The sequence below is a fragment of the Microbacterium sp. genome, assembly GCF_041909575.1.
Classification (GTDB): Bacteria; Actinomycetota; Actinomycetes; order Actinomycetales; family Microbacteriaceae; genus Microbacterium.
The window spans coordinates 67,774-77,249 of record NZ_JAYRDE010000003.1 but is presented as its reverse complement, the minus strand read 5'-3'; the positions used below and the strand labels follow the sequence as shown (position 1 = coordinate 77,249).

The window sequence follows — 9,476 nt, the reverse complement described above, 5'->3', positions numbered from 1 at the left end:
CGTGGCGGTGGTTCCGGTCGCGGGTGTGCCGGCGAACGACCAGGCGCGTGCGGTGATGGTGCCGTCGGTGTCGGTGGAGCCGGACGAGTTCGCGGTCACGGTGAGGCCGTCGGCCTGCCACGTGAAGTCGGCCGTGGGCGCGACGTTCTGCGGCGGTGGTGCGGTGCCGAGGCGCGTCACGGAGAGGTCGTCGACGGAGACGATGACGGGTCCGTTCGTCGCCGACGAACTGAGGTAGCTCGTGAATCGCAGACCACCGGGCTGCTGGAGCGCCGCCGTGGAATCGGTGGCGGTGGCGGTCCACGACGTCGGCTCCGCGGCGCCGTCCAGCCAGGCCCGCGCCCGGATCGTCGTCGGGCTCGTGCCCTCGACCTGGATGCGGATGCGCAGCTTCGCCCCCGGCGTCAGCGTCGATCCGGCGACGGTGCCCCCGGCGAGGGCCGTGCCGTCGCGCATGGCGTGGAGCGTGAACGTGCCGTTCGGGTTCGTCACCACCCGCGCCGCATAGGCGCTGGAGCCGACCTGCCGCGCCGCCGTTGTGAAGGTGAGCGCCCGGTCGGGCACCCGGTCGAAAGCGACCGTCGCCCGCGCATCCACCGCTGTCGCGTCCATCGTCGGCAGAGTGGCCGTGAGCGTCGATCCGGCGTTGGAGGAGATGCGCCCGACGCCGCCGGTCACCGACAGCTTCGTGGTCGAGTTGACGGTCCATGCGCCACCGGTCTCGGCGGTGCCCCAGCCGGCTGTCGCCGAGCGGGTGAAGGTGTCGGCGGCGAGCGGCGTCGACGCGGGCGGCTGCACCGTGGTCGACCATGTCGGACCCCGCGTGACGCTCGTGCCGTCGCTGACCGTGGCATACCAGTCCAGCACGGTGCCCGCCGGGACGTCGGGAACGGGGGTCGACGCGACGCCGCCGGCGGACACGTTCTGCTGACCCACCACCGGCAGATCCGCCGGCGGGGTCATGTCGTAGTTCCAGGTGAATGCGCTGTCCGCGTCGGTCTCGTACTGGTTCAGCGTCGGCGAGTAGGTCGTTGCCGCGACCGTGCCCGCCGAAGGCGTGAAGGTGTACCACCGCAGCCAGCCGTCGCCGCCGTTGGGCCGCCCCTGGTAGTCGCTGAGCGCCGACTGGACGGCGGTGCCGCAGTCGTTCAGGTCGGTGCGGTTCGCCTCGCCGTCCAGTCCGTCGGTGAAGTGGCCGTTCACCACGAGGAAGATGTTGCAGTTGGGCCGGATCAGCTTCTGCCAGATCTGCGCACCGCTGTTGCCGGCGACATCCGTCCGCAGCTGCTGGCCGCTGAGCGCTCCCAGGACGTTGAGGTAGCTGTGCGTGCTCACGATCGCGCGGCGGTCAGGGTGGGCATCGAGCACGCGCTGCGCCCAGGCGAGCACGTCGTCCGGCGGGTTCAGCTCGAGGTTCACGGTCAGGAACTTCATGCCACCTGCCTGGAACAGGGCGTAGTTGTTCATGTTCTGGCGGTCGGCGGCGTCGGGACCGAACTGGTTCTGGCCGTAGTAGCCGCCGTACGAGGCGTTCGCCGAGTTCCACGAGGCGTCGCGGTAGCGGCTCACCGGGAAGTACTGGTTGTACTTCGAGAAGTCGCCGGTCGTGAGATCGAAGTCGTGGTTGCCGGGGATCACGGAGTGCGGGATGCCCGCGTTGTCGAGGATCGCCATGCTCGTGGTCACGCGACCCCACTGGGCGTCGGAGATCCGGTTGTCGACGATGTCGCCGAGCCCCGCGGCGAAGGCGAGGTTCAAGGACGAGCGGTTGTCGACGATCCATTGCAGCTGCGACTGCAGCAGCGGTGTGTTGGTCTGCGTGAGCACGTAGTTCTGCGTGTCGGGGATGACGAGGAAAGTGAACGGCGATCCGCCCGCGCCGGGCTCGACGGTTCCTCGCGCCGCGGCGTGGAAAGTCACCTGCAGCGACGCGTCGTCGGGATCGCTGGCCCGCACGCTGAGCGAGGACCCGGGAGCCGTCGTTCCGCCGTTGGCCGGAGCGACGAGGACCGGGTTCGCCGGCGGCGCGCCGGTCGCCTCGGCCACGGAAGGCGCCATGACCAGCGCCAAGCTCAGCGCGATGGTCCCCAGCGTTGCCGCCGCACGCGCACGCCACATCGGATGCGTTCGCATCGATGCACCTCCCCAGGGTGATCGGATGCCGTTTGCTCGCATCGTACACACCGGCAGAGGTGCGCGATACGGGGTCCCGCGTTGTCAGTTGCGGCCGAGCCGTGCGAGGCCGCGGGACGTCGATGAAGACGCGCCGGGAAATCGCTTGACAATGAGATTGCTCTCAGATATTGGGTTTACTGTCACGATTCAGTTACGCTTTCCGGACCCGACCACGCGCGAGGTCTGCACCCCAGGCAGATCCGAAACCTCGCGTACAACTCCCCAGGTGGCCTGTGCATACTCGATCGTCCCTTCGCAAACTCGAAAAGAAAACCAAGAGAAACTCCCGCGTTCTAGCCCTCATCACCGCCGTCGCACTTGCGGCGGGCGGCATCCTCGGCGTCTCCACCGCGGCGACCGCGACCACGACGCTCACTCTGAAGCCCGGTTCGACGAAAGTCGTCTCGATCGGTGGCAGCGGCACGGAGGGCTGGGCGTCGATGACGTTCAACCTTCCAAAGCTCCCGCGCTCGGGCAGCGGAACCTACACGGCGCTTCGGCTCCGTTCGAACAGCGGCGGCGCCTACGTCCTGCAGTCGCGCGTCTATCCGACCGGTGCTGTTGCGGTCTCGTTCAAGAAGTCCACGCGCAGTGGCGGGGTCGAGACGCTCACTCCGCTCGGCACCGCAAAGCTGGCCGGCGCCAAGCTCGCAGCGGGCAAGCCCATCGCGCTGTCGTTCCGCATCTCCGGCTCGACTACCACGGTGCTTCGCGGGAAGGTGACCGTCGGTGGAACGTCGGTGTCCCTCGGGCACTCCGATTCGAGCCGTCCGCTCACGAGTGCCGGGCGAGCTGACTACAGCTTCTACATCTCCTCGTCGACGCCGGGGATGACGGCGAATGTGACCCAGCGCTCGGCCACGCTGTCCACCCCTGCGGCACCCGCTGCCCCGGCCCCGACGCCGACTCCCACGCCGGAGCCGACGACGCCCACCGCCCCGGAGCCGACGCCGACTCCCACGCCGACGCCGACGCCGACTCCCACGCCGACGCCGACTCCTACGCCGACGCCGACGCCGACTCCCACGCCGACGCCGACGCCGACTCCCACGCCGACTCCCACTCCGGCTCCGACGCCGCCGACGAGCGGGTATCCGGACGCGTCCAACACCGGCGTGCCCGCGGGCGTCGTCCTGAGGGTTCACAACGGCGACATCACGATCAACGAACCCAACACGGTGATCGACGGGCTCGAGGTGCGAGGGATCATCACGGTCAACGCCCCCGGTGCGGTGATCAAGAACTCCAAGATCGTGGGCACGTCCACCGCACGCTCCGTGGGCCTGGTCAACAACGTCGTGTCGGGAGCTCCCTTCACGATCGTCGACTCGGAGATCGCCGCCGCGGTGGAGAACACCACGTGGAACGGCATCTTCGGCAGCAACTTCACCGCGTTGCGCGTCGACGTGCACCGCGTCGTCGATCCGATCCGCGTCCTGGGCAGCAACGTCACGGTCAGGGACTCCTGGCTCCACGACAGCACGTACTCGTCTTCGGACCCGCTGCGCGATGGAACGCCCACCCACGACGACTCCGTGCAGATCCAGGCGGGCACGAACATCGTCCTCGAGGGCAACCGCATGGAGGACGCCCACAACGCGGCGATCATGATCTCGCAGGACACGTCGCGCACCCGACTCGGCAGCATTCGGATCGCCGAGAACTATCTCCAGGGCGGTGCCTGCACGGTCAACATCGCGCCGACCCCCAGCGCATTCTCGCCGGCGATCTCGGGGAACGTCTTCGGACCGGAGCGTGTGTACAGCCACTGCGCGGTTATCGCGCCGGCCGCGAACGCGCCCGCGCTCACCGCGAACGTGTGGGGTGCCACGGGTCTGCCGATGACCACCTACACAGTGGTGAGGTAGCGCCTCGAACGACCGACGATGGCCCCCGCTCCTCGAGAGCGGGGGCCATCGTCATCACGCCTCAGGCGGCTGAGCGGCGACGCCCGTACTCGTCGTGCGCGTAGCCGATCGCGGCCGCGATCATCCCCGCACCGCGGTACGCCGTTCGAAGACCCCTCGCCCGGTGCGGCAGCGATCTCGAGACCGACCCCCACACCCAGCGAACGGAGCCCCCCGCGACCCGCGCCCCGCCGCGCACGCACATCTTCACGCGCGCCAGCATCCGCGCCGATGCGGAGCCGGCGAGGGCGATGTCCACTCGCGCGGCGGTGTTGCCGAACCGGAAGGTGCGCATCAGCACCCACGCCCTGGTGAAGCGCGACGCCTCTTCCTGCTCGACGACGACGGCATCCTGCGCCCACCGGATGACCCCCCCACGCGAGACGAGCAGGCGGGTGTACATGCTGTCGCTGCCGCCCGTGAGCCCGAACCGCTCGTCGAACCGCAGACCGAGCGGCCGGATGAGGGCGAGGTCGAGCAGCAGGTTGTTGGTCGCCGCTTCCGTCATGGCCTGTCGGTCGGCGCGCACCGGGCGGATGAACGCGCCGCTCGCGCGCACCCACTCCTCGACGTCGTCAGGGAAACGCGTCACGACGCGCCCGGCGACGGCGTGCACTCCGGTCTCGGCGTGCGCGCGGAGAAGGTTTCGCAGCCAGGAATCCTCGGGCACTTCGTCGTCATCGATGAAGATCACGGCATCCGCATCGGATGCCTCGTCGATGGCGCGGTTGCGGACCGCGGCGATCCCCGGCTGGGGCTCGACGCAGTATGTCGCGCCGAAGGCCTCCGCGACGTTGCGCGCGCTGGCGAGAGGATCGTTGTCGATGACCAGGACCCGGACGGTCGTGTGGCCGTCAGTCCTCTCACGCGCCTGGGCGGTCACGGAGGAGAGCGCGCTCTCGAGAGCGGCGGGGCGCTTGAAGGTCGGAATGGCGACGACGACGAGCATCAGGTTCAGGTTCCTTCCGGCCTCGAGCGGGCGCTGCGGCGCGGTCGGGCGGCGGCGAGCGCGTCACGGTACGCCGCGGCGTGCGCTGCGCCGGCATCGTCCCAGTCTCTGGCGGAGAGATCGGGACGGCCGTCCATGCCGGCGGCCGCGGCCTCCGCGAGGGCGACCAGCGATTCCGAAGAGAGTTCCTCTCCGAAGAAGTGGACCCACCCGGGCCCGACCTCCGCGGCCAGCAGCCGGGTTGTCTCGTTGTCGGGGACGAGGATCGGACGGTCGAGCGACAGCGCCGCGAGTGCCGAGCCCGAGTTGTGCATGTGGCGGTAGGGCAGCACGATCGCCGACGCTGCCGACACGATCGAGACGAACTCCTCCTCGGAGAGGTAGCGCAGATCCGCCTCCAGCGAGGGGAGGCGGTCGGCGAACTCGGTGATCGCGCGGCCGAGGTCGGGGTCGGAGGCCCGTCCTGCGACGGTCAGCCGAAGCTGCTCGCGATCGGCGACCGCCTCTTCGAAGGCGACGAGCAGTTGCTCCACGCCCTTGTACGGCTTGATCAAGCCGACGTACGCCAGCCGATCGGGGGTGGCCGCGTTCTTGGCCATCGGGGCGAACCAGTCGCGGTAGTGGCCGTGCAGAATCAGTGCGGACGGGATCCCCGGGACCTCGGGTGTGGTGGGAGACAGCCGGATGCGGAGCTTCGTGCGCCCCTCAAGCGCCGTCATCAGCGCCACGTCGACCCGCGAGCCTTCCGGCGGCGTGATGTTGTGGACCGTCCGCACCACGGGCGTTCTGGTGACGGCGAGGCGGCCGAGCAGCACGGCCATCGCGGCGCGCTTGCCGGCGCGCGTGTGCCAGCTCCCGGCGGCCAGAAGGGTGTCGCCCCAGTGCACGTGGAAGACGTCGTAGCGTCCGAAGATCGCTGTGCGCCACGAGAAGGGCACGTGCTCGAGTCCGGGCGTCCGTCGCAGCGCGTCCTGGAGCATGACGATGTACGGATTCGTGGTGGGACGGGGTACGCCGAACGACTGCATGACCCTGATCCGCCGCATCCGCACCACCCCCGCCCAATCTAGCGGTGACGCGAGCGTGCGCGCTCGACCGGCATACTGGCACCATAGACGCCCGTCATCTTCGGGGAGGTCCCGGGTGGAATCCATCTCACAGACGTACGCACGACTTCGGAGCGCCCAGAAGGGACGGGCTCGCGGCGCACCTGCCTATTCCGTGTTCATCAACCGGCCGGTCGGACGCCTCCTGGCGGCAGTGGCGTACCGCATCGGGCTCACGCCCAACCAGGTCACGCTGGTCAGCGCCGTCTTCACATTCACGGCGATCGCGCTGATCGCCATCGTTCCTGCCTCCCCGGTGATCGGAGTGGTCATCTGGCTGCTCCTCGCTCTGGGCTACGCATGGGATTCCGCCGACGGTCAAGTTGCGCGCCTGCGCGGCGGGGGCTCGCTCGCCGGGGAATGGCTCGACCACTTCGTCGACGCAGCGAAGATCTCGTCGCTGCACCTCGCGGTCCTGGTCGGACTCAGCAAGTCGCCCGACATCCCGCAGACGTGGCTGCTCGTCCCCATCGCGTTCACGATCGTCGCCAACACGACGTTCTTCGCGATGATCCTCAACGACCTGCTCAAGGGCAAGCGGGGCGTCGCTTCGGCGCACAGCACGGGCGGCGGCGGCATCCTCCGCTCGATCCTCCTGCTGCCGACCGACTACGGCATCCTGATGCTCGCGTTCGTGCTGTGGGGATGGCCTCTCGTGTTCTTCGGCGTCTACTCGCTGCTCTTCGTCGCATGCACGGCGTTCCTCGTCGCCGCTGCGATCACGTGGTTCCGTCAGATGGCTCGGATCGACCGCGAGAACGCCACCCCATGACCGGTGGTCGCACCGCCGTGCTGGTCGTGAGCTACGGCTCGTCCGCGATGGTGGCAGAGAACCTGGGGCGCACCGCGCTCCCGCACGGAGCGCTGGTGGTCGTCGTCGACAACTACACCACCGAGCACGAGCGCCAGGCCGCCCGCGCGCGCGCGGAGCAGGAGGGCTGGGAGCTGGTGACGCCTGAGACCAACCTCGGTTTCGGGGCGGGCATGAACGCCGCGGCCCGACGCGCGGCAGGATCGGATGCTGCGGCGTACGTGCTGCTCAACCCCGACGCCTACCTCGAGGGCGATGGTGTCTCGAGGCTGGCCGCCGCCGTGATCGCCGACCCCGGCACCGTGGTCGCTCCGCTGGTCGTCCGCCCGGACGGTGGCCACTTCTCCTCCGAGATGGAGCTCGACCTCGACACGGGGTCGGTGCGGCGAATCCGCGAGGGCCGGCGCTATCCCGACTCGGAGATGTGGCTGAGCGGAGCGTGCTTCGCCATCAGCCGCGCGATGTGGGATAAGCTGGGCGGCTTCGACGACGACTACTTCCTCTACTGGGAGGATGTCGATCTCTCCGTGCGCGCCGCCCGGGCCGGCGCCGTGCTGAAGGTGGACGACACGGTGCGCGCGGTCCACAGCGCGGGCGGCACACAGGCGGACGAGACCCGGACCGCGGGGAAGTCGCCCGTCTACTACTTCTACAACGTCCGCAATCGGCTCGTGTTCGCCGCGCAGCACCTCGACCGTCGTCGCCAACGCCGCTGGGCACGGCGCGCCGTCCCGGCGGCCTGGCACATCCTCATGCGCGGCGGCCGTCGGCAGCTCCTCCATCCGACGCGGACGATCCTGCCCGCCGTGCGCGGGACGATGTCGGGCCTGGCCTACCTTCGCCGACGCCGACGCGCCGGCGCGGAGGTCTCATGAGCAACGGAACTGTGATCGCGGTCACCCGGAAGCGGCACGGGCTGGGCAACAGGCTCCGCGTGACGCTCGGCGGGCTCTCGCTCGCGCGCTTCTCCGATCGCGACTTCGCGTTCGTCTGGCCGACCGGGCCCGACTTCGGCGCCGATTTCGACGAGCTGTGGCAGTTCGGCCGCAAGCGGATCAGCACTCTGCGGTCGCGACTCCTGACGCTGCGGCATCCGTACCGTCGTCATGACCTCGAGTGGCTGGACGCTGCGCGCGAGGATCGCGTCTGGCAGATCCGCACCGCCCACGCGCTGCACTTGCCGGCGGGGGCGAGATCATGGGGGGAGGAGCTTCAGGAACTCGCACCCGTGCCCGAGATCGCCGGCAGGGTGAGTTCCTTCTACTCTCGCCACCTCGCAGACACGCCATATGTCGGGGTGATGGTGCGCGCCCATGCGGTCTCGAACACCGAGACGCTGAAGCACTCACCCGTCAGCTGGTACATCAAGCGAATGAGGCAGGTCGCCGCCGAGCATCCCGGCGTCCGCTTCTTCCTCTCCGCCGACACCGATCAGGCGCAGCAAGAGGTCATCGACGCTGTACCGGGAACGGTCGCCCTGGGCGACAAGGGCGGCTACAACACCAAGGCCGCGCTCATCTCGTCGGTAGTGGACCTCTACCTGCTCGCGAGCAGCACGCATCTGCTCGCGCCGCACTACTCCAGCTTCCCGGAGATCGCGCAGCAGCTCGCGGGGCCGTCGCTGCGCCTGGAGACCTCCATGACCGAAGCGCACACGCAATTCGGTCCCGAGGACCGCCTGAGCGTCGTCGTCGATCCGCTGCGACCGTCAGTCCGCACGATTCAGTGATCTCCGGTTCCTTGGGCAAACCCTGAGGTTCGGGATGCGGCATCCGCTGTTATAGTCAACCTGGGGACATACACGCAGACGCCGGCGGGAACCGGTGTCCGCGATAAATCTGGGATCGTCGCGTTCGTTGGGTGCGTGCGTGGCGAGATGCACATCTGGGGGATGAGCGTGGGGAAGCGTTCGACGCTGAGGCGTCTTTCTATTCGTTTGAGCGCGGTGGTCGCGGGGGCCGCACTGTGCGCGCTCACGATGAGCGCCTGCACTCCCGCAGAGCCGACGCCCGGCACTCAGAACTCCGGCCCGTCGCCGAGTGCGACCGTGCCCGCGCCGAACGGCGGATCCATCGAGGAGACTGTCGAGCCGGTCGATCCGGGCCCGACGCAGGAGGCGGAGCTGGGCGAAACCGCTGAGCTCGAGGGCGGAGTGAACGTCACCATCTCCGAGGTCGAGCAGCTCGACGTCACGGCCGAAACGCCTGGCGAGATCGCCGGCCCGGCCGTCGCGCTGACGCTGACCGTCGAGAACAGCTCCGATGAGCCGATCGATTTGAGCACGGCGATGGTCTCGGTGACGGGATCGAAGGACTCCTTCGGGCAGGCGACGACGTCCGAGCCGTACAGCCCGTTCGCCGGTGCCGTCGAGCCGGGCGAGACGACTTCCGGGATCTACGTGTTCCGGCTTCCCGCCGACGAGCGGGACTCTTTGCAGGTCACCGTCGAGTACATCGCGGGCGCGCCGATCGCGCTCTTCACGGGCGACGTGTAGGCACAAGAGCTTCACGGGGTTGAGGGGAAACAAA

At 69.0% G+C, this 9,476-nt stretch carries 8 protein-coding genes; 5 read left to right on the top strand and 3 right to left on the bottom strand.

Going from position 1 to position 9,476, the window contains the following annotated elements; genetic code table 11:
• The coding region (locus ACE3O1_RS01110) for a metallophosphoesterase (RefSeq protein WP_374311562.1) at positions 1–2,058 on the bottom strand (2,058 nt) is incomplete at its 3' end.
• A gap of 350 nt (positions 2,059–2,408) precedes the next feature.
• Here ACE3O1_RS01110 and ACE3O1_RS01105 point away from each other — a divergent pair.
• Positions 2,409–4,043 (top strand): hypothetical protein, encoded by a 1,635-nt coding sequence (locus tag ACE3O1_RS01105; RefSeq protein ID WP_374311560.1) that lies wholly within the window; start codon positions 2,409–2,411, stop codon positions 4,041–4,043.
• 61 nt (positions 4,044–4,104) lie between these two features.
• Here the strand turns inward: ACE3O1_RS01105 and ACE3O1_RS01100 are convergent, their stop codons facing one another.
• The gene (locus ACE3O1_RS01100; protein WP_374311558.1) at positions 4,105–5,031 is read right to left on the bottom strand and encodes a glycosyltransferase family 2 protein; all 927 of its coding nucleotides are present in this window, start codon (positions 5,029–5,031) and stop codon (positions 4,105–4,107) included.
• 5 nt (positions 5,032–5,036) lie between these two features.
• A complete protein-coding gene (locus ACE3O1_RS01095; RefSeq protein ID WP_374311556.1) occupies positions 5,037–6,059 on the bottom strand; it encodes a glycosyl transferase in 1,023 nt (340 codons plus the stop codon).
• Positions 6,060–6,174: 115 nt separating this feature from the next.
• Here ACE3O1_RS01095 and ACE3O1_RS01090 point away from each other — a divergent pair, with 115 nt between their 5' ends.
• The 4 genes from ACE3O1_RS01090 (at position 6,175) to ACE3O1_RS01075 (ending at position 9,442) form a co-directional block, all read left to right on the top strand.
• Positions 6,175–6,909: a CDP-alcohol phosphatidyltransferase family protein gene (locus ACE3O1_RS01090; RefSeq protein ID WP_374311554.1), complete on the top strand. Its 735-nt coding sequence runs from the start codon at positions 6,175–6,177 to the stop codon at positions 6,907–6,909.
• Positions 6,906–7,823, top strand: coding sequence for a glycosyltransferase family 2 protein (locus tag ACE3O1_RS01085; RefSeq protein WP_374311552.1), 918 nt, complete (start codon positions 6,906–6,908; stop codon positions 7,821–7,823). Before ACE3O1_RS01090 ends, ACE3O1_RS01085 begins: the two co-directional genes overlap by 4 nt.
• A complete protein-coding gene (locus ACE3O1_RS01080; protein ID WP_374311550.1) occupies positions 7,820–8,677 on the top strand; it encodes a hypothetical protein in 858 nt (285 codons plus the stop codon). Before ACE3O1_RS01085 ends, ACE3O1_RS01080 begins: the two co-directional genes overlap by 4 nt.
• Positions 8,678–8,995: 318 nt before the next feature.
• The gene (locus tag ACE3O1_RS01075; RefSeq protein WP_374311548.1) at positions 8,996–9,442 is read left to right on the top strand and encodes a DUF4352 domain-containing protein; all 447 of its coding nucleotides are present in this window, start codon (positions 8,996–8,998) and stop codon (positions 9,440–9,442) included.
• Positions 9,443–9,476 lie beyond the last annotated feature (34 nt).

Bases quoted from the DNA above. Each gene is read 5' to 3' on its own strand.
- ACE3O1_RS01085 (WP_374311552.1), top strand. From the start codon at position 6,906: ATGACCGGTGGTCGCACCGCCGTGCTGGTCGTGAGCTACGGCTCGTCC.
- ACE3O1_RS01095 (WP_374311556.1), bottom strand. From the start codon at position 6,059: ATGCAGTCGTTCGGCGTACCCCGTCCCACCACGAATCCGTACATCGTC.
- ACE3O1_RS01080 (WP_374311550.1), top strand. From the start codon at position 7,820: ATGAGCAACGGAACTGTGATCGCGGTCACCCGGAAGCGGCACGGGCTG.
- ACE3O1_RS01100 (WP_374311558.1), bottom strand. From the start codon at position 5,031: ATGCTCGTCGTCGTCGCCATTCCGACCTTCAAGCGCCCCGCCGCTCTC.